The sequence below is a fragment of the Brenneria izbisi genome, assembly GCF_025840185.1.
Lineage (GTDB): Bacteria > Pseudomonadota > Gammaproteobacteria > Enterobacterales > Enterobacteriaceae > Brenneria > Brenneria izbisi.
Map to the genome: position 1 here is coordinate 48,833 of NZ_JAMPJU010000003.1, position 21,679 is coordinate 70,511.

The 21,679-nt window shown below is 53.0% G+C and carries 15 protein-coding genes; 5 read left to right on the forward strand and 10 right to left on the reverse strand.

Translation table 11 applies throughout. The annotated features are described in order from the left end of the window. Positions 1-33: 33 nt before the first annotated feature. From NC856_RS05400 to NC856_RS05440, 9 genes are all read right to left on the reverse strand, one after another. The gene (locus NC856_RS05400; RefSeq protein ID WP_264089412.1) at positions 34-1,341 is read right to left on the reverse strand and encodes an alginate export family protein; all 1,308 of its coding nucleotides are present in this window, start codon (positions 1,339-1,341) and stop codon (positions 34-36) included. Further along, positions 1,338-3,641: an aminoglycoside phosphotransferase family protein gene (locus tag NC856_RS05405; protein WP_264089413.1), complete on the reverse strand. Its 2,304-nt coding sequence runs from the start codon at positions 3,639-3,641 to the stop codon at positions 1,338-1,340. Before NC856_RS05405 ends, NC856_RS05400 begins: the two co-directional genes overlap by 4 nt. Positions 3,642-3,660: 19 nt before the next feature. Then, the gene (locus NC856_RS05410; protein ID WP_264089414.1) at positions 3,661-5,451 is read right to left on the reverse strand and encodes an ABC transporter ATP-binding protein; all 1,791 of its coding nucleotides are present in this window, start codon (positions 5,449-5,451) and stop codon (positions 3,661-3,663) included. 2 nt (positions 5,452-5,453) lie between these two features. Beyond that, positions 5,454-6,632: a glycosyltransferase family 4 protein gene (locus NC856_RS05415; RefSeq protein WP_264089415.1), complete on the reverse strand. Its 1,179-nt coding sequence runs from the start codon at positions 6,630-6,632 to the stop codon at positions 5,454-5,456. A gap of 24 nt (positions 6,633-6,656) precedes the next feature. Next, positions 6,657-7,889, reverse strand: a complete 1,233-nt coding sequence (locus NC856_RS05420; protein WP_318841723.1) for a glycosyltransferase family 4 protein — start codon at positions 7,887-7,889, stop codon at positions 6,657-6,659. Continuing rightward, a complete protein-coding gene (locus NC856_RS05425) occupies positions 7,889-9,001 on the reverse strand; it encodes a glycosyltransferase family protein (RefSeq protein ID WP_264089416.1) in 1,113 nt (370 codons plus the stop codon). Before NC856_RS05425 ends, NC856_RS05420 begins: the two co-directional genes overlap by 1 nt. A gap of 691 nt (positions 9,002-9,692) precedes the next feature. Next, positions 9,693-11,102 carry an aminotransferase gene (locus NC856_RS05430; protein WP_264089417.1) on the reverse strand — a complete coding sequence of 470 codons (1,410 nt, stop codon included), beginning with the start codon at positions 11,100-11,102 and terminating at the stop codon, positions 9,693-9,695. A 260-nt stretch (positions 11,103-11,362) separates the two neighbouring features. Beyond that, entirely contained in the window at positions 11,363-12,163 is an 801-nt protein-coding gene (locus NC856_RS05435; RefSeq protein ID WP_264089418.1) for a response regulator transcription factor, read from the reverse strand. Between the two features lie 150 nt (positions 12,164-12,313). Beyond that, positions 12,314-13,711 (reverse strand): APC family permease, encoded by a 1,398-nt coding sequence (locus NC856_RS05440; protein WP_264089419.1) that lies wholly within the window; start codon positions 13,709-13,711, stop codon positions 12,314-12,316. A 278-nt stretch (positions 13,712-13,989) separates the two neighbouring features. Between NC856_RS05440 and ahpC the strand changes: the two genes are divergently transcribed. Both ahpC and ahpF read left to right on the forward strand, forming a co-directional pair. Continuing rightward, the gene (gene ahpC / locus NC856_RS05445; protein ID WP_264089420.1) at positions 13,990-14,553 is read left to right on the forward strand and encodes an alkyl hydroperoxide reductase subunit C; all 564 of its coding nucleotides are present in this window, start codon (positions 13,990-13,992) and stop codon (positions 14,551-14,553) included. Between the two features lie 69 nt (positions 14,554-14,622). Continuing rightward, the gene (gene ahpF / locus NC856_RS05450; RefSeq protein WP_264089421.1) at positions 14,623-16,191 is read left to right on the forward strand and encodes an alkyl hydroperoxide reductase subunit F; all 1,569 of its coding nucleotides are present in this window, start codon (positions 14,623-14,625) and stop codon (positions 16,189-16,191) included. A 505-nt stretch (positions 16,192-16,696) separates the two neighbouring features. On the opposite strand, the gene queG is transcribed toward ahpF, so the two are convergent. Beyond that, positions 16,697-17,836, reverse strand: coding sequence for a tRNA epoxyqueuosine(34) reductase QueG (gene queG, locus NC856_RS05455; RefSeq protein ID WP_264089422.1), 1,140 nt, complete (start codon positions 17,834-17,836; stop codon positions 16,697-16,699). Positions 17,837-17,982: 146 nt separating this feature from the next. Between queG and nnr the strand changes: the two genes are divergently transcribed. From nnr to amiB, 3 genes are read left to right on the forward strand one after another with little or no spacing between them, the layout of a single operon-like run. Further along, entirely contained in the window at positions 17,983-19,509 is a 1,527-nt protein-coding gene (gene nnr / locus NC856_RS05460; RefSeq protein WP_264089423.1) for a bifunctional ADP-dependent NAD(P)H-hydrate dehydratase/NAD(P)H-hydrate epimerase, read from the forward strand. Continuing rightward, a complete protein-coding gene (gene tsaE, locus NC856_RS05465; protein ID WP_264089424.1) occupies positions 19,506-19,988 on the forward strand; it encodes a tRNA (adenosine(37)-N6)-threonylcarbamoyltransferase complex ATPase subunit type 1 TsaE in 483 nt (160 codons plus the stop codon). The genes nnr and tsaE overlap by 4 nt, the downstream gene beginning before the upstream one ends. Continuing rightward, positions 19,985-21,679: an N-acetylmuramoyl-L-alanine amidase AmiB gene (gene amiB / locus NC856_RS05470; protein WP_264089425.1), complete on the forward strand. Its 1,695-nt coding sequence runs from the start codon at positions 19,985-19,987 to the stop codon at positions 21,677-21,679. The genes tsaE and amiB overlap by 4 nt, the downstream gene beginning before the upstream one ends.

Below are 21,679 nucleotides of genomic sequence, written 5' to 3' on the forward strand. Positions count from 1 at the left end.
CCACGCCGAAGTCGTACATAAAGAAAACGATGGTCAGAACCCCACTTCAATGTTTAGCGAGAGATAAGCGGCAGGATGACTTGCCTCGCTATGCTGGCTATCGCTTTGCCGAAAGCGTGATGAGGGCATAAACCAGCCGAGAATGGATTCCACTTCAATATTGTCGTCAGGGCGCCAGCCAAACATTAACTCTACCGCTGAGCCTAGATGTTTGGTGGAAAGGCGATCGTATCTGGGGCTGAGCTCTGTGGAGTCGTCGCGCAATAATGCCAGTTGATCTTGTCTGTAATCGTGATAGACCAAATCCAATGACGCTTCTGGCGTGAGATTGATGCCAATGCCGCCCGTCAGGATATGGATATTCGTCAGTTCAGGATCAAAGGTGTTGCCATAGATTTTATATTTAATTATTCCCCCGGAACGGGCTTCATTGGAATGCAATCCGGTTTGGCGATAGCCTTTATCAGTGTTGTCGGCTTGATTGCCATCGCCACTGCCCCAGGCGTAGCCGAGCGTGATCCGCGGGCGTAGCGGTACGCTATCAAAAATATAAGTGCCGCCCGCATCAACGGCATAGCCGCGTAAACGTCGGCTGGCTTCTTTCCCTTGCATGACGCCAAATTCAAACCAATGCTGCAACCCCTGTTTGGGAAACGCATGTGAGCGGATACCGGTATTGATCTGGCGATTGTTATCGGTGGTGATATCGCGTTGTATCACGCTATAAAGGCCAAGACGCCAAGTATTGTCCAGATAATAGCGCGCCAGAATACCGCCGGTGTTTACCGGATCCTGTTTTGTTTTACTGTCAAAAAGATCTTTTTGCCAATGATTGACGCGACCGGCGATGGCATCCACTTCAATATTTCCTTTGCTGATGCGCGCATGAACGCCATCGAGATTTTCGTCAAACAACCATTCGCGTTCATCGCGTATTAACCATCGCCCCAGACGTAACTCGGTATGCGGTATGAGCTTATCGCTGACCTTCATATAAGCCTGATTCAGATTCAGACTGGTGGTTTGCTGTTGCGCCTCGCGGGATTCGCGTTCAATTTTTTTTATCCATTCCAGTTCCGCCAGGCCGGAAACCGGCGCATCTTTCATCGTTTGCAACTGTAATCGGAAAGCCGGTTCCAGTTCTGTGGCATTATCCTTTTTCTCCCCCTGCCTTAATTTTTTGTTGCGTTGGTGTTTTCCTTCCAGGATCAGACGGGGTTTTATGGTGACCCACTGTTTCCGTTCTTCCTGTTCTGCTTGTGTGGCCGCGCCAGGCATGGCGGCCTGTGCAGTGAGTGGCAGCAGTGATAAAAAAGGGAGAGTAAGACAATGACGTATCATAAGTAATCCGATGATTGGCGTGATGAGGTGTGAAGACGCCCTTCGCAGATATGCAACAATGCCTGCGTGGTTGGTGTTCGCTGGCTAAATTGGGTGCTTAGAAAGATGTGGCGGGCGAGTGATAGCGTGGTCAGCGCCTGAATTTCCGGCGCGGAGACGGTCGGCGAATGGGCCAGAAAAGCCTGAATAAAAGCCGCTTCATGGACACTCAATGCCTGAATATCGCCGAATTGACGCAATGCGAGTTCCTGAATATGCGCCAGGTAATTTCCCGCATCAATAGCGGGGCAGCCGATGCAGCATAGATCAAAATCGAGCAATACCACGTTACGCGGTGGTTGCGCATAAATCATGACCTGATCAGGATAAAAATCGCGATGGATTGCTGTTGATGCCGAAGGGACGAGGGACGTCGCCAGCCGCTCGCACCCGGCCAGCACCTGCTTGATACGCGCCGCCCATTGAGGTCGCAAGGTCGCCGCCAGGGTCAGGCATTGTCGCAGTACCGCCGCCTCATCGGATATCGTCCACTGTTTATCCGCTGATAATTCACGCAACGCCTGATTTTGGTGTAACGCCGCCAGAGACGCGCCCACTTTCTCTCCCAATAGCCTTAAATCATGGCTATCTGGGAGCAGCAGTTCGGTTAGTAGCTGTGCGCTGACTTTACGCTGTAGCCATAATTGTTCCGCGTCCATGACCGCCAACGGCTCCGGCACGGATACCGATGATGATGTGTCAAACCCGCTCCGCCATAAGGCGCGCTGTTTTGCAAAAGAGGCGTGATCCACGCCTTTCGCCCGATATTTACCCAAGACCGTCATCGGCGCGGTTCGCCCCGGCAACGTCCACTGATAGGCAATTAGCGCCCGTCGACCGGGTTTATGCCGGATAACCTCTGCCTTCAGCCATTGCGCCTCTTCAGGCAGCGACAAGGCCTGTCGCATAGGATTCGCGACATAACCTGGATCCGTTAACGTCAGCAGCCGGTCAGTGGGGCGGCGAATAGCCGATGTCTGCGCCTGCGCGACATAATGTGCCGCACGGCTTAACAGGGCTTCAATCTGTTCAGGCCAGCGGGGTGAGCGTTTGCGAAATGGTTCGGTCGCCAGACAGAGCAGCCTGGTTGCGACATACCAGGTTAAATGCGCTAAGGATTGTTGAGTTTCAGGCGTTGCATGCGCGGCGTAGCCCGATAAAAAGCAGGAAACGGCTTGATCCGCCTGGGCTTGTGTCACTGTTTGCTCAATCACTTGTAGCTCAAGACGGGCCTGTAAGGTGGCGAGATCGAGTAGCGGCGAACCGCAGGCGGCGTGATCCCAGTCTAAAAAGCACAGGCTCTGATCAGCGGCGTGAACGACCTGATCGAGCGAAAAATCACCATGAATCAATGTTGACGTGGATGCGCATCGCGGCAATGCCTGTGCGATCTGTCGCGCCAACTGACGAAAGCGGATTTCCTCCGCCGGATAAATAAATGACAAGGTGTTCAGGACATTCTGCAAGGCCTGTATTTCATCCGTTATTGTGCGGCGGGTCGGTAGCGTTAATGCGGATTGATGTATTTTCGCCAGCGTCTCTCCCGTTTGGCCAAGCGCGTTCGGCTGCCATTGCGGATGCTGCTCCGGGCAGAGAATGTCGCCCGCCTGCCACTGGGTAAGCAGCAACTGTCTTCTGGCGTCATGGCCTAGTATGCGGGTATGCCCCATTGATGCGCCCAGCGTTGCGCCAGCCAACATGTTGGCAAAAGCGCTGGGGTGGCAGCAGCGTAATACCGCATAGCGTCCTTTCGGCGTGTCCAGCGCCGCGATAAAACGTCGCTCAGGTTTGTAGCGTAAAAGCCGCCAGGTTATCGCGGATGTTTGCGTGGGCGGTAAAAGGCCGGACCACATATTGGTTGCCGATGATTGATAAAGCGGCCTGAGGTGGCTGATTACCGGATCATTCAGCGGGTGAAACAGTATCAGAGCGAACGCGGCGAGCGCGCTGGGCGCAAAGGGATCTTCCGCTGTCACCAGCTTTTGATAGCGCCGCCGTCGCCAGGTTTGCTTAAAACGTTCCGTTGTCAGCGCGTTGGCATAATAATGACAGCGCTCTCCCGCAGCGGAGACTAGCTCCAGCGCAGCCACGCAACTGGTTCGCGGTTTGTAACGTAAATAGGTGACGCTCAGGGAGCAGGTATCGGCAAAACGTGGCAGACGCCGTAGCGTTTGCAATAGCGCCTCCGTGTCCAACAGCAATCTCAGACCGGGAAGCGCCGTATCGCTCTGCGTTATCGTGATGTCGGCATCCAGTAACATTACGCCATCCTTCCTGTGATTACGCGCGGCCAATGCCTTGCAGATGCCATAATTCCGCATAGCGTCCGCGGCGGGCGAGTAATGCGTCATGGCTGCCTTGTTCAAGAACGCAGCCATCCTCAATAAAGATGATTTTGTCCGTCAAGGCCGCGAATGCGAGGTTATGGGTGATCAACAGACTGAGGCGATCCCGCATCAGCCGCACCAGCGCTTCAATTACCGCCTGTTCATTCTCACTGTCCAACCCAGTGCTGGGTTCGTCCAGAACCAGAATTGGGCTATTGCGGATCGCGGCGCGGGCAATGGAAAGACGTTTCTGCTGCCCACCTGATAACGATTGCCCACGCTCGCTCAAAAGGGTGTCGTAACCCTGGGGCAGCGCGGTAATAAACTCATGGACGTTCGCCAGTTTCGCCGCGGCGATAATTTGCGCATCAGTCACTTCGCCTAACGCGGCCAGCGCAATATTTTCGCGAATAGAGATGCCGAATAGCAGGCTGTCCTGCGGTACGAAACCAATCTGCCGGCGCAGGCTCTCCAGCGTGTAATCGCGAATATTTCGTCCATTAATCATGATGCGCCCGTCATGAGGGTCATACAGCCGTAATAGCAGACGCGCAATGGTCGATTTCCCCACCCCTGAGACGCCGGTAATGGCGACGGATTCTCCCGCCTGTAATGAGAAAGTAATATGATCCAGTACCTGGTACTGTCGTTCGCCTTGTCCGTAGTGAAACCCCACCTGTTCAAAACGAATCTCATTGATCACATTTTTCAGCGCAATCGCGTCGGGACGATTGCTGATATCGGGTCGCTGTTGAAAAAGGTCGATAATACGTTCCCCGGCGGCCAGCGCCTTGGACAAGCGGCCCGTATATTTTGCGTATTCCCGTATTGGCCGAAATGAATTCTTTAAATAAGAGAGGAAAATCACCAGTTCGCCGACTGACATTTTGGCGTTCAGTACCGCCAGCGCGCCTTGCCACAACACCAGTGCGGCGGCGAATGCGATAATCAGATCCACGCTGCGCTCTAGGCCGGCGGTTAAGCGTTTGGAGCGCACGTTTTGTTGCAGGCTGCTGGCGTCGTCGCGTTGGAGGCGTCGGATCGTTTCGGCTTCCAGAGAGAGCGCCTGTACGGTGCCGATAGCGCCCATAAATTCGGTAACCTTGGCCGCAAGAATACCCTCGCACTGACGTTGTCTGCGACTGGTGTCATGGATTTTCTGGCCGGTGCGCCGGGTGTACCAGATTAGCCACGGCATCGGCAGCATCGCGCACAGCGTCAGTTGCCAGTTGAGGTACAACATGATGCTCAGCATTCCGCTCAGGATCAGGATATTCACCAGCATTGGCATCAGCGCGGTAATGGTGGTTTCACGCAGCATACTGATATCACTGGTTAAACGCATGGCGAGATCGCCCGTTTTCACCTTGTGATGAAAGGTCAGCGATAGGCGCTGCAAATGCGCGAAAAGGTCACTGCGCACCGCGCTAAGTACGCGGCTTCCCGCCAGCGCCAACCCGGTCGTACTGAGATAACTCATGGCGGCTTGCAGGGCGGCAATCAGGATCACGCTGACAACGCTCATCAATAACAGCGTTGATGTATCCCAGGCCTCGAACCAGCGAGAACGGCTTTTGTCGGTGGATAAAATATGGTCGATGACAAATGCCAACGGCCACGGCTCCAGCAAGCGCATGCCGGTTGACAACAGCATGGCTGCTAATGCGCCGCTGATTAGCGGGTAATGAACCCGGATATAAGGCCAGAATTGACGCGTGACGGCGCGCCAGGGGCGCTGTTTCATATTTATCCCTCCGGTAAGACCAGATCGGCAAGGCGAAAAATCTGTTGTACAACCGCATCCCAACTCTGATTCTGGATAATGGATTGCCGCCCATTGGCGCCCAACTGACAACGCCAGGCGTGGTCGGCGACCAGCGTTTCCAGCGCACCGCATAGCGCGGGAGGATTATCCGGGGCGACCACCATACCGGTTTCCCCTGCAACCACAATCTGCTCCAGATGCCCGACCTGAGTGGTGATAACCGGTAATCCCGCAGCCATATATTCATAAATCTTGAGGGGGGAGAAATAGAAATCAGGCAGCGCGGGGTAGGGCGCGACGGCGATATCCATTTCCGCTAACCGGGCCGGAATATCCGTATGGGGCAATGCGCCGGTGAAATGAACCCAGTCAGACAGACCCTGACGTTCAACCCTGTCAGACAGTGATGCATATTCCGGGCCGTCGCCCACGATCAACAGGCGCACCGGATTTCCCCGCTGATATAACAGTGCAAATGCGTCAATCAGCGTATCGACGCCATGCCAGGGTTTTAACGTACCTAAAAAACCGATCACGGTTTCACGTTGTGAGTGATGTGTCTGGCGCTCCCGCCGGATGGTAATCGCCTGACCGAAGCGCAGAGGATCAACGCCGTTGGCGACGACATGAACTTTCTGCTTTGTTGGCGGAAATTGCATTAAATAGGCTTTTATGCCGGGCGAAACCGCCACGATAAGGTCAGCGTTGGTTAATACCGAGTGCAGGATGCGCAGCGCCTGCGCCTCCAGCGGTAATGTCCGGTAGCGTTTTTGCTCTTCAATCAACGGCGCGTTGACCTCCAGTATCCCTTTGCATCCAGTCTGTCTGGCATAGGCCATCCCTGCGTCGCTCCACAGTGCGTAACGTTCATACACCGCATCGAAAGGTGGATAACCCGCCAAAGCCTGATGCAGCACGTCGTTTGCTGCCAGCGCCGCCTGAGCGCGTAGCTGGGCGGTGTCATTGGGCAAGGCAGGCAAGCGGTGCAGATGGATCGCCGCCAGATCCGCCGGAGGCTCCCCGCCGATGCGTTGCGCGAACAGGGTAATTTCCGCCCCTGCTTTCAGCAGGCTGCGCAACACTTCCTGGATGTGAATGGAGGCGCCTTTGCAGCCAAAAACAGGGATGCCCGGATCAGTACAGATATACGCGATTCGCATGCGACGATTCCTTTTAAGTCTCTGTCAGTGAGCGTGTTTTACGCTGGCATAAAAAATGTCACGTAGCTGGCTGGCATTGCGGTTGATATCGTATTCAGCGCTGATCAGCGCCTGTGCATTGCGTGACAAACTGATCCGCTGCTCGGCATTTGCGAGCAGAGAATCGATCGCATCCGCTAATGCCTGGGGATCATGAGGCGGAACACACAATCCGGTTTTCTGGTTTATCACTACTTCAGGAATACCGGCAACGGTGGTTGAAATCACCGGCGTACCCAGCGCCATCGCCTCCAGTAAAACAGTCGGCAGACCATCGCGGTCGCCATCATCGCTGATCACGCTGGGGACGACCAACATCGCGGCCTGCTGCATCTCGGCAATGACTTCCGGCTGAGGTTTAGCGCCTGCCAGCGTCATATGATCATGTAGCTTTAAGGTTTCGATCTGCTGTTGCAAAGAGGTAAACAAGTCGCCGCTGCCTATCAGGGTACAATGAAAATCCTGGCCTCGTTGTTTCAACAACGCGACCGCTTCAATCAGCACGTCGAACCCTTTTTTCCTGACTAATCGACCTACCGCCAAAATTCTCCTGGCGTTCGCTACGGGAGGCGAATACGGGAATTGTTGCAGGTCTACGCCGTTGTACACACGCACCAGCCGATCGGCGCTGGCGCCATATTTTTCGCGCAAATAAGCGACGTTATAATCCGATACGGTAATGGCGTAAGCCGCATCGCGCAGCTTGACGTCCAGTTCGGTTGCCTCGTCATAGTGGTAGTAAATATCTTTGGCATGGGCGGTGAATGAATACGTCACGCCGCTGAATATCGCCGCTAAACGCGCAACCGTGGTGGCGAGCGTGCCGAAATGCGCATGCAAATGTTGAATGCCGCGGGCGCGCACAGCCAACGCAAGTTTGATCGCTTGTGCGAACGAATGAGGTGAGCCCCATTGCACCTGAATCAGCCGCTTATCAAATTCAGGCAGTTGCTCACGCGCGGTTTGCAGTAATTGCCAGAAGATTTCAGGATCGTACTGTCTGTCCTTATAACGTGTGACGGGGGCTTTTACGCGAGCAATACCGTCCTGAAAGTGGGGTTCACTCACCGGCCCCAAAGCAAAAATATCAACTTTCATCCCGGCGCGCTCATGCGCTAGGATCTCATTAACAACAAACGTTTCTGAAAATCGCGGGTAACGTTTCAATACGTAGCCGACATAGAGGGGGTGATTAGTTGAATGCATATCGTTGGTCATCAGCTTAAGGCTCCATTGCGGATTCTGGCGCGGAAAACGTCGGCAACCTGTATGGCCACCTGTTCTAATCCTTTAAAATTCAGTATGTCACGCGGGTTGGCGTAGTTCTGAGGTTGGGCCAGCCAGCGTTGAATAACCGCAGGGCTTAATCCTTCAGGCGCAAGACACGTCACCAGGTTGCGCTCAGCCAGTTTGGTGGCCCGTATCCACTGCTCCTGACGGGGTGAGACACGAGGAATGATCAGCGCTGTTTTCTGTAGCGCCAGTATTTCCATGACGGTGTTGTATCCCCCCATTGATACAATGCGTTCCACCCGGCGCATCAGTTCCAGTGGTTCCGGCACAAATGCCGTCATTGTCATATCATCGCGTTGGTTAACCCATTGACGCAGTTGCTCATGTTCTTCGAGGGGCATCATGGAACCGGTAATCAGCATCCCGGTGCGCCCGGTAGGTAACCGGGCGTGTACAAATGCCTTAGCCAGCGCATAGCCATCTTGTCCCCCTCCCACCATGCACAACGCGTAGGGCGCGTTGATTGGGCTGGCGGCGGAAGCCGGGGGTGTTCCCTGAAGCCGTTTGGCGGCATCCAGATAACCCATAAATGTGACTTTCCGCGTTAGTTCCGCGTCAAACCCATATTGCTGGGTGAGATCGTAAAAATCGGCATCTCCGTAAACCCACACCTGAGTGAAATAGTCGCGAATGGCGGACATGTTTCCCAGCTTTGCCCATTGACGTTGAACGGCATCGGGATGATCGATAATATCCCGCAGGCCAAGCACCATTTCTGTTCCTTTGGCCGCCAGTACCGGCAAAATGGTATCGAGTTCTGACATAGCGCCGCGCGGCACATTATCCACCACCACCATATCGGGTTCGAATGCGCTCATGGCGGCATGAATTATGTTGGAGCGCAGGAAGACCAGACGCTTGATATCTTTACCCAATGCCCTGGGACAATAGTTTCCGTCAGGGGTTTTCAGGTAAGTCGGCAGTGTCACGATATCCGCTCCTTTAGGCAACGGAAATTGTCCGGCTTCACGTACTCCGGTAATTAACAGGATCTCGGCATCAGGCAATAGGGTTAATACTGCTTGAGTAAGTAACATATTTCTTCTTACGTGACCTAATCCCATTGTGTCATGCGAATAAAAAACCACCCTAGGGTTACGATATCGTTCTGCTTTCTCAGGCATAATATTGAATCCATATGGTATTGAAGGTCATTATTCTTGAAAGCCTATATATCCTCGTTTGCACAACGTGGGCACATCAAGGGCTGCATGATGCTTATATTTTTCCGCGCTTTTTTTACTGCTACGCACGCTTATTCAACTCAGTGGCAGGGAAATATTTTTGGCGAATTCTTTTTGCGGTCTTAAATCTATCAGATATGTCTGATAATACTCTTTTCATCACGTTATTTGTGGTTATCAAATAGATTAAATAACCGGTTAGAATTTAAGTCAGTATCTGTAATAAAACAGAGACTTTCTTCATATTATTACGAATACATTGCATTTAGTAATTAAATTTAATCATAGCGTTATAATTATTTTTCTGTTTATTATTTTTTGCGGGATTGATTGATATTAATATTTGTCATTTTATGATTGGTTTGTCTTATTTTTTCAACAGGAGTGCTTATTATTAGCAAGCACTATCGGATGTGTTGCTATAATTAGAAATCTATGGGGTGTATTAAAAAATATTATTATTTGCCAATGTATCAGGCTGAAATAAAAAGAGCCGATTACATCGGCCCGTTGAGATAGACGGTTACGCTGTTATTTTTCTAACTTAAATAAAACCGTCAGCGCTGAGGGAGTCCAGCGTGACGCTGAATGCTTCATCCAGAATACCGACAACTTCGTCGATCACCTTGCGCGTCCAGATCAATGGCGGGGAAATAACGATAAGATGACCAATCGGACGGATAATCAAGCCGCGTTTCTGGCATGAGTCGGCAATGCGATAACCTACTTTTGCCGCCGCAGGAAACAGGGCTTTGGTTTGGCGATTGGCGACGCTCTCGATTCCGACCATGAAGTGACTGCCGCGGATATCGCCGACAATCGGGTGGTGGGCAAGGCGCCGCTTCAATGCTTCCATCAGGTACGGGCCAATTTCGCGGACATGTTCACAAATCTTCTCGCGTTCGATAATCCCGATGTTGGCAAGCGCCGCCGCGCAACTTACCGGATGCCCTGAATAGGTATAACCGATACTCAACACCCCACCCCTGGCTTGCGGTTGACTGATGACGGCATAGATCTTGTCGGAAATCAGCGTTGCCCCCAGAGGCGAGTAGCCTGAGGTGAGGCCTTTGGCAATGTTGATGATGTCGGGTTTGACGCCGAACACGGCTTCCGATGCAAAGACGTGTCCGAGACGGCCAAAAGCGGTGACGACCTCGTCCGAGATATAAAGCATGCCGTTCGCATGGCAAACGTCCAGCATTCTCTTATGGTAGCCTTCGGGTGCCACCAGAACGCCGCCAGCGCCCATGATCGGTTCGGCGATAAACGCCGCTATATTCTCCGCGCCAAGACGCGCGATCGTGGTCTGAAACTCCTGAACAAGATGGTCGCAGTATTGCGCATCGCTCATCCCCTCTGGTTTACGATAGCAATTCGCCTCGCTGATATACACCACCAGGTCTTCCACGGCATCGAATCCCAGATTAATCCCTTCGGTTGCCGTCAGGGTGGCGGACATATACGTCGTGCCATGATAAGCGCTTTTGCGGGAAATGATTTTCTTTTTAGCCGGCTGCCCAAGCTGATTGAAATAGTAATGCACCAGCCGAATAGTGGTGTCATTGGCCGTCGAACCGCCGCAACTATAAAAAACATGATTGAGATCGCCGGGCGCCAGTTCAGCGAGTTTGGCTGCAAGCCGGGTTGCCGGAATATTGGTGAGATTATTGAACGATGAGTAGTACGCCATTTCTGTGGCTTGTTTGCTCATGGCCTCGCCGATTTCGCTGCGGCCATGACCGACATTAACGCACCATAAGCCACCGATGCCGTCGATAAAACGATTGCCTTTATCGTCCTCGACATAGATGCCTTCACTTCTGGTCATTACATCGCTGCCTTTTTCTTTGAACTGACTGAAATCGGTAAACGGATGGATAAAATGCGCTTTGTCCAGCGTATGTAAGTTATTCGGTTCGGTAGCGGGTAAGTTCGGTGACGGCTGCAACATTTGGTTTCTCCTTCATTAGCCGGAATAGCTATCTGAATCGAGTCTACCTAAAGGCGTGGGAGAGAGCGTCCCTCTATGGTGGTATGGCTTGTCTGGCTTGAGAACGTGATAAAAAAAGCCGGAAAATAACGTGAAACGCCCCATTTAAAGGCATTTTTGCCCCATTTGAAGGCAGGGCGCGATAATTTTGATTTTTAAAAATGCAGCCTGAAACCGATTGGTCGAACACTCATCGGCAACCCACATGCCAACAGCATGGGTTATGTGCGTTCAAGGGGGCGATTCGCGGCCGGGGGCGTGACGAACATACTGCACAGTTGCAGTTGCGAATTGATACCGAGTTTGGAGTAGATATTTCTGCGATGCACTTTTACCGTTTGATAGCTGATATCAAGATGACGCGCCAATGTTTTTGTCCCTTTGCCGGAGATCATCAGATTGACGATCTCACGCTCTCTTTCAGTCAGAATACTGTTGATTTTTTGATGGTTATCGTCGGGTTCTTCGCTGATGGTCGCGGTGTCACAGTATGAGCGGTAATAGCGGGTAATGATGCTTTTTACCACGCTGTATATATTTTCCAGCGCGGCCAGTTCCTTACTGGTTGCCGTCCGCTTGCGCCAATCCATCGACAGCACGATGGCATCGCCGTTTGACATAGGAAACAACACGTCGATTTCATCCTGTAGATTGAGATGACGATAATATTTCCTGTAATAGCTGGAGCCGGCCAGAGAGCAGGTCTGATGATTGATCTGGACGATTTGCGGCGCGCCGTCGCGTAATTTTTCCAGCAGCGGATCTTCGAGACAGGCAAAAGGAAAATATTTGCCGAGATAAACCGCCTGCTGGCTGGCGGGAATATTGTGCGCCAGCACAACCGGGAAATCACAATTCGCCCGGTATAGCTTGATAATATAGGTTTCGTGATGAATAACGCCGTTAAGCATCCCGGAAAGTCGCTGCGGCAGGCTGGCGTCATCCGCATTCTCAAAGAGATCGGCAATATTTTCATGCCAGCGCAGGATGTCGGGATGCGTCAAAATAGTTGCCAGTTCCAAGCTTACTCTCCCATCGATCATTTTTTCTGATACCGGAATCAAGCAAATTTCATGCCTGTTTCCAACCACCGAGGGATATTGGCGAAAGCGGCGCGAGCCGGAAGCGCGACCTGCTGTGTGAAACACTCGCCTGTCGCGCTGGCTGCTGGATTAAATATGTTCGGAGAAGGCTACCGTGGGCGCTTTACGACGAAAGCCGCGGGTGAGCCAAAGCAGATAGAGAAAACCGGCGCCGCACCAGGCCAGACCAATAATCAGGGTATGGGCCGACAGACTGGTCCACAGCCACAGCGTCAGCCCCGTACCGACGGCGGGCAGCAGGCCGTAACAGAGTAAATCCCGCGGGCGGCGGCGACCGTCTCGATACAGGTAGCTGCGGATGACCGCCATGTTGGTGGCCGAGAATGCCACCAGCGCGCCAAAGCTGATCATGGAAGCCAGCGTCGTCAGGTCGGTGACGGTGGCTAACAGGGAGATCAGCGACACTACCAGAATTGCCATTACGGGCGTTTTGAAGCGTGGCGACAGTTGGCCGAATATGCGTTCAGGCAGAATACCGTCGCGGCCCATGCAATAGATGATGCGGGAAACCGAGGTTTGCGAGGCCAGCGCTGAACCGGCGGCGCCGGCAACATAGGCTGCGGTGAACAGATTAGCCAGCAACGCGCCGCCGGCTTTGTGCATGACTTCGTTGGCGGCGACCTCGGCATCCTTGAATACGCTGCCGGGGAAAACCCACTGACTGACAGCCGCGAGCAAGGTAAACAGCAGTCCGGCGGCGATGGTGGTGATCACGATGGCGCGCGGGATATCCCGCTTGGGATTAGGCGTCTCTTCCGCCAGGGTCGAGACCGCATCAAAACCCAGAAACGACAGGCACAGGATGGCCGCGCCAGCCATGAGCGGCGGGAAGCCTGGCTGGGTGCCGTCGCCCAGAAACGGCGACATCACGTTCAGGGTCGGGACGCCGCTAAGATAGTTGACCGACATCGCGATGAATACCAGAACGAAGACAATCTGCGCTCCGACAATGATGTTGCTCAGACCCGCCACCGAACCGATGCCTATGGTATTGAATACGCTGACCAGTATGATCGCCGCTACCACGAAAACCCAGGCTGGCACTATCGGGAAGGCGATGTTCAGGAAAAGGCCGATAAGCAGATAGTTGATCATCGGCAGGAACAGATAATCCAACAGCAGAGCCCACCCGGTCAAAAAACCCGTGTTGGGGCCGAATGTCAGGCTGGTATAAGAGTAGGTCGATCCGGCAACCGGATATTTGCGCACCATGAAACCATAGGAAACGGCGGTAAAGAGCATGGCGAACAGCGTCATCAGGTAAGCGCTGGCCGTGCGGCCGCCGGTAATTTCGGTGACCACGCCATAGGTGGTGAACATGGTCAGCGGCACCATGTACACCAACCCGAAAAAGATCAAAGCGGGTAGTCCGAGTACCCGGTGCAGACGGGTAGCCTGTGTGTGGCGCACAGCGCCTTGCGCGGGTGGCGTGCTGACGGATGCGTCATTCTGATAATTATTGCTCATAGCGTTACTCCTCGTGAAAGTAGCGTAGTGTTCCATGGTGGATGCGCGCTGGCGAAGAGGTCACTTTATATGCGCTACGTCACATTTGGACATATACCGATAGGGGTAGGCGAGAGGAGATTATTTTTTGATAGGTAATGATTGATACGTGGTTATTGATAAGCCGCGCCTGTCATCAAGAAAGGTATTACTTATTGATTCGATAATGACAACGGATTGGTGATGCTTATCACGTTTCTGTACTTTACTCCCATGCCAACACACATGAGGAAAAAGTGATGTCCGTAATTAATACTCAGGTTAAACCATTTAAAAACATGGCCTTTAAAGATGGTCAATTCATCGAAGTGACTGAAAAAGATATCGAAGGCAAATGGAGCGTGTTTTTCTTCTATCCAGCCGACTTTACTTTCGTCTGCCCGACTGAACTGGGCGACGTTGCCGATTACTACGATGAGTTTCAGCAGCGTGGCGTGGAAATCTACTCTGTTTCCACCGATACCCATTTCACGCACAAAGCCTGGCACGGCAGTTCTGAAACCATCGGCAAAATTAAATATACCATGATCGGTGACCCGACGGGCCAACTGACCCGTAACTTTGACAACCTGCGTGAAGCTGAAGGCCTGGCTGACCGTGGTACGTTCATCGTTGACCCGCAGGGCATCATTCAGGCTGTGGAAGTCACCGCCGAAGGCATTGGCCGCGATGCGTCTGACCTGCTGCGTAAAGTAAAAGCCGCGCAGTACGTTGCTTCCCATCCGGGTGAGGTTTGCCCCGCCAAATGGAAAGAAGGCGAAGCGACGCTGGCTCCGTCTCTGGATCTGGTCGGTAAGATCTAAGTCAGACCCTGCTGAGAAATGTTTTTTATCGGGTGCCAGGCACCCGATTTTTTGCACGGAGAATAATCAATGCTCGACAATACAATGAAAGTCCAGTTGAAAGCCTATCTGGAAAAATTAACTAAACCTGTTGAGTTAATTGCGACTCTGGATGACTCAGCGAAATCGTCTGAAGTAAGAGAATTACTGACTGAAATCGCCGGATTGTCCGAGCAGGTCAGTTTTTCGGAAAATAATGAATTGGCAGTACGCAAACCCTCTTTTCTGATTACTAATCCAGGATCGCAGAATGGGCCGCGTTTTGCCGGCGCGCCGATGGGACACGAGTTTACCTCTCTGATCCTGGCGCTGTTACAGGTTGGTGGGCATCCGTCAAAAGAAGCGCAAGAATTACTCGATCAAATCCGCAATCTTGATGGTCAGTTCCATTTCGAAACCTATTATTCGCTGTCTTGCCACAACTGCCCCGACGTAGTGCAGGCGCTGAATTTAATGGCTGTTCTGAATCCAAATATTACGCATACCGCCATTGACGGCGGCGTGTTTCAGGATGAGATCCAAAGTCGTAACGTCATGGGCGTGCCGACCGTGTTCCTTAATGGCGAGCACTTTAGCCAGGGCCGCATGAGCCTTAACGAAATCGTGACCAAAATCGATACCGGCGCTGGCGCCAGACAGGTTGAAAAACTGAATCAACGCGAAGTCTACGATGTGTTGATCATCGGCAGCGGCCCGGCAGGGGCGGCGGCGGCGGTTTATTCCGCGCGTAAGGGGATTCGTACCGGTCTGATGGGCGAGCGTTTCGGTGGTCAGGTTCTGGACACCGTGGACATTGAAAACTACATTTCCGTGCCGAAAACGGAAGGGGCAAAATTGGCTACCGCGTTGAAAAGCCACGTCGATGATTATGACGTGGACGTGATTGACGCGCAGAGCGCTGAAGCGTTGATTCCAGGCAGCGAACCGGGGGCGCCACACCAGGTGATTACCATGTCCGGTGCTGTACTGAAATCCCGCAGCGTGATCATCGCCACCGGCGCACGCTGGAGGAACATGAATGTTCCCGGCGAAGAACAGTACCGTACGCGCGGCGTGACTTACTGCCCGCACTGTGACGGCCCATTGTTTAAAGGCAAGCAGGTGGCGGTGATCGGTGGCGGTAACTCCGGTGTTGAGGCGGCCATCGACCTGGCTGGGGTGGTGAAGCACGTTACCCTGCTGGAATTCGCGCCAGAACTGAAAGCGGATTCCGTATTACAGGATAAAGTGCGCAGCCTGCCGAATGTTGACATCATTCTTAACGCGCAGACTACGGAAGTGAAGGGAGACGGCCAGAAAGTCACTGGTCTGAGCTATAAAGATCGCGTCAGCGATACGCAGCATGAACTGGCGCTGGAAGGGATCTTCGTCCAGATTGGTCTGTTGCCCAACACCGGTTGGCTGGAAGGGACGGTAGCCCGCAATCGGATTGGCGAAATTGAAGTGGATGCCAAGTGTGAAACCAGCGTGAAAGGCGTATTCGCTGCTGGCGACTGCACCACCGTGCCGTACAAACAGATCATTATCGCCACGGGTGAAGGTGCGAAAGCGTCCCTGAGTGCATTTGACTATCTGATCCGAACGCAGCCAGCCGCATGATGCTGACCGCACAGGCGGAATAAATTTTTCTAAAAATCTGACCTTATTCTCAACCCATTGAGCTATGCTCAATGGGTTGAGTTTTTTCTGGTGGCTAAAAAGCATAAAAAATGCGGGACAGGGCTTGCCAAGGCGCAATAACGAATCCATAATGCCGCCTCTCTTGCATACGGTGGCAGTTGATTGCAGCTTACTATCTGGTTTCTGCTCGTCATTGTTTATGTGGTTGGTTTTTCCGTCCGGTTATTACTCTCTATACCACTAATCCACGTAAAAAATCATAATTTTTTGAACAGACTTATCCACAGATTGCTTGTGAACATTTTGTCCGCCGACTTATTCTGCTGACAAAATTGTGTTTTCTATTCTATTGATATTTATGCATAAAATTTACTTATAAAACGTTATCATGATCACTTGTACTTTTTGTGACAGTTGATTGTCAAAGACTTTTTATATTTACCCACAGGCTGGGATGAAAATTGATGACATTAACGTGCAGGACTCAGGCATCACGAGGCAAGCCTTTCTCCACAGCGCGAATCAGTCTCTTTTTGCGTGCGGATTGAACTTCAATTTCCTGTTCGGCGCGGCGAGCCAATTGCTGCTTGATCGCCCAGTGGATATGTTCATCCAGCAGATCGCTTTCCCCCAGTCGGCGCTGCAAGGCCAGCACGATATGGTCCTCATAAGGCGCGTTGCCGAGCGCCACGGCAATGTTGCGTAACCAACGCACATGACCGATACGGCGTATCGCCGATCCTTCCGTTATGCGTAAAAATTTCTCTTCGCTCCAGGCAAACAATGCTACCAGTTCCGGCGCGTGCAACGCCGCGCGCGGGCTGAAATCCGCTTCATCGGTCAATTGTGAAAAACGGTTCCAGGGGCAAATCAACTGGCAATCATCACATCCATAAATGCGGTTTCCCATCAATGGGCGGAATGCTTCCGGGATCGGGCCTTCGAGTTCAATCGTCAGATAAGAAATACAGCGCCGCGCATCTACGGTATAAGGCGCGACAATGGCACCGGTAGGGCAAGTCGTCATGCAGGCGACACAACGTCCGCACTGTTCCTCCTGTGGTTGATCAACAGGCAAGGGCAGATCGATGAGCAATTCGCCGAGAAAAAACCAGGAACCTGATTCCCGGTTTAATATAAGTGAGTGTTTACCAACCCAACCAATACCGGCTTTGGCCGCCAGCGGACGCTCCATTATCGGCGCAGAATCAACGAACGGGCGAAAATTCAATTCCCCGCAGTAGCGCTGAATCTGATCGCCAAGTTTCTTCAGACGCTGGCGCAGCAATTTATGATAATCACGGCCAAGGGCATAACGGCTGACATAACCTAATCGGGGATTTTTCAGCGTACTGGCGAATGCTGCTTTGGCGGGAAGGTAGTTCATGCGCACGCTGATAACCCGCAGCGTGCCTGGCAGCAGTTCGTGCGCACGGGCACGCAGCATGCCGTGGCGCGCCATCCATGTCATTTCGCCGTGGTATTGTTTATCCAGCCAGTCCTGCAATTTCGGTTCTTCATGAGATAAATCCGTGTCGCAGATGCCAACCTGCTGGAATCCCAGTTCCTGGCCCCATTGTTTGATACGTTGCGCTAATTCACTGAGATCGTAGGGGTATGACATGACTGACCATAAGAAGAATAAACACCGGGCTATTTTACCACATTCCCTTTAACTGGCCGATGTTGTTGGCACGCCGTCTAATTCTGGCGATTGCTTCATTTGCTTGCTAAGTTGGAACCATTCAGTGGCACTTTCCGGGGGATGTGATGGCTGACCACCAACAGCGGGACGCAGAAGCTTTGCCGTGCGCGGTATTTGGCGCAGGATGGTTACGCAGTGAAGAAGCTAGGGCAGCCAGCGAGTCGGGCATTTCATTAAGCACGCTGATGCAACGAGCGGGCGAAGCGGCATTTGAGGTTGCCTGCCGACAGTATCCCACCGCCCGACACTGGCTTATTCTTATCGGGCACGGCAATAACGGCGGCGATGGTTATGTAGTCGCGTCGCTGGCGCTGACCGCCGGAATAACGCCGTATGTGATGGTCTGTTCCGGGCAACGACCTTTACCTGAGGAAGCTCAGGCCGCACGTCAGGCTTGGCTGGCCCAGGGCGGAGAAATCCATGAAGCAGACGATGCATGGCCTGAAACGATTGACCTGATTATTGATGGGCTGCTGGGTACGGGTCTTTCCGCTGCGCCGCGTTCACCTTATGACGCCTTGATTGCTCAGGCCAATGCTCACGCGGCGCCGATTGTTTCTCTTGATGTTCCTTCTGGATTAAATGCGGAAACAGGATGCTGTGCGGGCGAGGCTATCCGGGCAGCGCATACGGTAACGTTTATTGCGTTGAAACCGGGTTTGTTGACAGGACATGCTCGCGATCATGTCGGCAAGCTACATTATAGTGCATTGGGTTTATCCGGTTGGCTGGCTGGACAACCCGCCCCAATCAGGCGGCTTAGCGCCGCATCGCTGGCGGCATGGTTAATGCCACGGCGCGCGACGGCACACAAAGGCGACAACGGTCGGTTGCTGATAGTCGGCGGCAATGACGGCACGGGGGGCGCGGTATTGATGGCAGGAGAAGCCGCGATGAGAAGTGGTGCAGGATTGGTGCGAGTACTTACTCACAAGCAATATTTGTCCGCTTTGTTAGCGGCTCGTCCTGAACTGATGACGCAGGAATTGACCGCGGACTCGTTACGGCAGGGACTGGAATGGGCGGATGTGGTGGTGATTGGCCCCGGCTTGGGACAGGACGAATGGGGGCGAAATGCGCTGCGATTAGCAGAAAATTGTAACAAACCCATGTTATGGGATGCGGATGCGCTTAACCTGCTGGCAATCAATCCATATAAACGGCAGAATCGCGTATTGACGCCACACCCCGGAGAGGCGGCTCGGTTATTGAACTGTCGCGTATCTGAGATTGAAAGTGATCGCTTACTTGCAAGTCAAAAACTGGTAAAACGCTATGGCGGTATTGTGGTATTAAAAGGTGCGGGAACGGTGATTGCCAGCGAGCAAGGGGCGCTTGCCATTGCTGATGTCGGCAACCCTGGCATGGCGACGGGCGGTATGGGCGATGTGCTGGCCGGGATCATCGGCGGTTTGCTGGCGCAAAAATTATCGCTGTATGATGCCGCCTGCGCCGGTTGCGTCGTGCATGGCGCGGCTGCTGACTGGCTGGCGGAACAACGCGGAACCCGTGGTATGTTGGCAACCGATCTGATGCCTGTGTTGTCCCAGTATGTAAATCCTGAGCGGATACCCTTAGAAAAGACAGAATGAAAAAAATTGTATTACCTCTGCCAGATGAGGCAGCAACCATCGCGTTAGGCGCTGCGCTGGCTAAAGCTTGCGAGAGCGCCACTGTTATTCATCTTTATGGCGATTTAGGGGCGGGGAAAACCACGCTCAGCCGCGGCTTTTTGCAGGCACTTGGTCATAAAGGGAATGTAAAAAGCCCGACCTATACGCTCGTCGAACCCTATGAACTTACGCCGCTGGCGGTCTATCACTTTGATCTCTATCGGCTTGCCGATCCAGAAGAGCTTGAATTCATGGGGATCCGCGATTATCTGCAACAGGATGCAATCTGTCTGATAGAGTGGCCGCAGCAAGGCGCGGGCGTATTACCCGATGCCGATCTTGAACTGCATCTGCATTATCAGGAACAAGGCCGACAAGCTGACCTCTACGCTGTATCGGCGCAGGGGGAGGCGATTTTGCAACGACTGGCCCGGCAGACAGGGATAAATGCGCCATGATGAGCCGTATGATTAAGCTATTGCTGTGTGTATGGCTGACGCTCGCCGGATCGGTCTGGGCGGCCAACCTGTCTGATATTCAAGTGGATAATGCTTCCGGTCAGGCAACGCTCAGCCTGAGTTTCAGCGGCCAGCCTATCTATGCGTTCTTCCCGCTCAGTAACCCAGCCAGGGTAGTGATTGATATTCGTCAGACCGCCGTGATCCAGGGGTTGCCGCTGAATTTTAGCGGACAGAATCTGATTAAACGTATTCGCACCAGCAATGCGCAGGATGCGCAAAGCCTGCGTTTGGTGCTGGATTTGACGCAGCCAGCCAGAACCCGCGCCGTGACGCGCAAAACCGGTTCCGGTTATACCGTGGTCTTTACGGTGACGGGAGATAAACCGAAAACGGTAGCGGGAAACGCGCCGACGGCTTCCCCTCCGCCACGCCCGGCGGCGTCAGCGCCAGCGAAAAACCCGTTTGACAACAAGCCAACAGTGGTCGTCAATAGCAACGCGTCAGCCCGGAAGCCGGTCCGAACGCCAGCACGGGCGACGGAGATCAATGAGCGTGTGGTGGTGGCTATCGACGCCGGACACGGCGGACAGGATCCCGGTGCAATAGGCCTGAACGGATTACGGGAAAAGAATGTCACCATTGCGATAGCCCGTAAGCTACAAACGCTGCTGAACAACGATCCCGCTTTCAAACCGGTACTCACCCGTGACGGCGACTATTTTGTCTCGGTGATGGGACGTTCAGAAGTAGCGCGTAAACATGGGGCCAATATTCTGGTTTCTATTCATGCGGATGCCGCGCCGAATCGCAGCGCCAAAGGCGCTTCGGTATGGGTATTGTCGAACCGCCGGGCGAACAGCGAAATGGCCAACTGGCTGGAACAGCATGAGAAGCAGTCTGAATTGCTGGGCGGAGCCGGAGATTTGCTGGCTAACAGCACCGCCGATCCTTATTTAAGCCAGGCGGTATTGGATTTGCAGTTTGGGCATTCGCAGCGGGTCGGTTATGACGTTGCAACTCAGGTGCTGAGTGAGTTGCAACGCATCGGCGGATTGCATAAGCGCCGGCCTGAACATGCCAGTCTGGGGGTATTGCGTTCGCCGGATATTCCGTCGTTACTGATTGAAACCGGGTTTATCAGCAATGTAGAAGAAGAACGGCTGTTGGGCAACAACGCCTATCAGGAGAAAATCGCCAGTGCGATTTATCAGGGCTTGAGGCGTTATTTCCAGACGCACCCGCTACAATCCGCCCCAAAGCAGGAAGGCCGCCCAGCGCAATCGGCGGTCAGTAGAAGCTCAACCAGCGTCACTACGCCGGTGGAAAAAAGAAGCGGAAGTAATAACGGCGGGACAACTCGCCACACCGTCGTGCGCGGCGAAACGCTGTCTGCCATTGCCTCGCGCTACGGCGTGAGCATGGCATCGATCCGCGAGTTGAATAAGTTGAATAAAGATATCGTCTGGGTCGGGCAGCGTCTGGTGATCCCGGCGTCAGGATCAAAGCAGCGGGTTTCAATGGCGAATACGAAAAAAGCAGCGCCGGTGAAACATAAAGTGGTACGTGGTGATAGCCTGAGTGCGATCGCTGCCCGCTATGGCGTCAGCATGAAAGCGATCCAGCAGGCCAATAATATGCGTTCAGGCGCTGTGCAACTGGGTCAGACGTTGATTATTCCGTCTGCATAA

Excerpts from the sequence above, each read along its gene's own strand:
- tsaE (WP_264089424.1), top strand. The coding sequence starts at position 19,506 with ATGAAAAAAATTGTATTACCTCTGCCAGATGAGGCAGCAACCATCGCG.
- NC856_RS05425 (WP_264089416.1), bottom strand. The coding sequence starts at position 9,001 with ATGTTACTTACTCAAGCAGTATTAACCCTATTGCCTGATGCCGAGATC.
- amiB (WP_264089425.1), top strand. The coding sequence starts at position 19,985 with ATGATGAGCCGTATGATTAAGCTATTGCTGTGTGTATGGCTGACGCTC.
- NC856_RS05430 (WP_264089417.1), bottom strand. The coding sequence starts at position 11,102 with ATGTTGCAGCCGTCACCGAACTTACCCGCTACCGAACCGAATAACTTA.
- NC856_RS05400 (WP_264089412.1), bottom strand. The coding sequence starts at position 1,341 with ATGATACGTCATTGTCTTACTCTCCCTTTTTTATCACTGCTGCCACTC.
- ahpF (WP_264089421.1), top strand. The coding sequence starts at position 14,623 with ATGCTCGACAATACAATGAAAGTCCAGTTGAAAGCCTATCTGGAAAAA.
- NC856_RS05410 (WP_264089414.1), bottom strand. The coding sequence starts at position 5,451 with ATGAAACAGCGCCCCTGGCGCGCCGTCACGCGTCAATTCTGGCCTTAT.
- ahpC (WP_264089420.1), top strand. The coding sequence starts at position 13,990 with ATGTCCGTAATTAATACTCAGGTTAAACCATTTAAAAACATGGCCTTT.
- NC856_RS05440 (WP_264089419.1), bottom strand. The coding sequence starts at position 13,711 with ATGAGCAATAATTATCAGAATGACGCATCCGTCAGCACGCCACCCGCG.
- NC856_RS05415 (WP_264089415.1), bottom strand. The coding sequence starts at position 6,632 with ATGCGAATCGCGTATATCTGTACTGATCCGGGCATCCCTGTTTTTGGC.
- NC856_RS05405 (WP_264089413.1), bottom strand. The coding sequence starts at position 3,641 with ATGTTACTGGATGCCGACATCACGATAACGCAGAGCGATACGGCGCTT.
- NC856_RS05420 (WP_318841723.1), bottom strand. The coding sequence starts at position 7,889 with ATGACCAACGATATGCATTCAACTAATCACCCCCTCTATGTCGGCTAC.
- nnr (WP_264089423.1), top strand. The coding sequence starts at position 17,983 with ATGGCTGACCACCAACAGCGGGACGCAGAAGCTTTGCCGTGCGCGGTA.
- queG (WP_264089422.1), bottom strand. The coding sequence starts at position 17,836 with ATGTCATACCCCTACGATCTCAGTGAATTAGCGCAACGTATCAAACAA.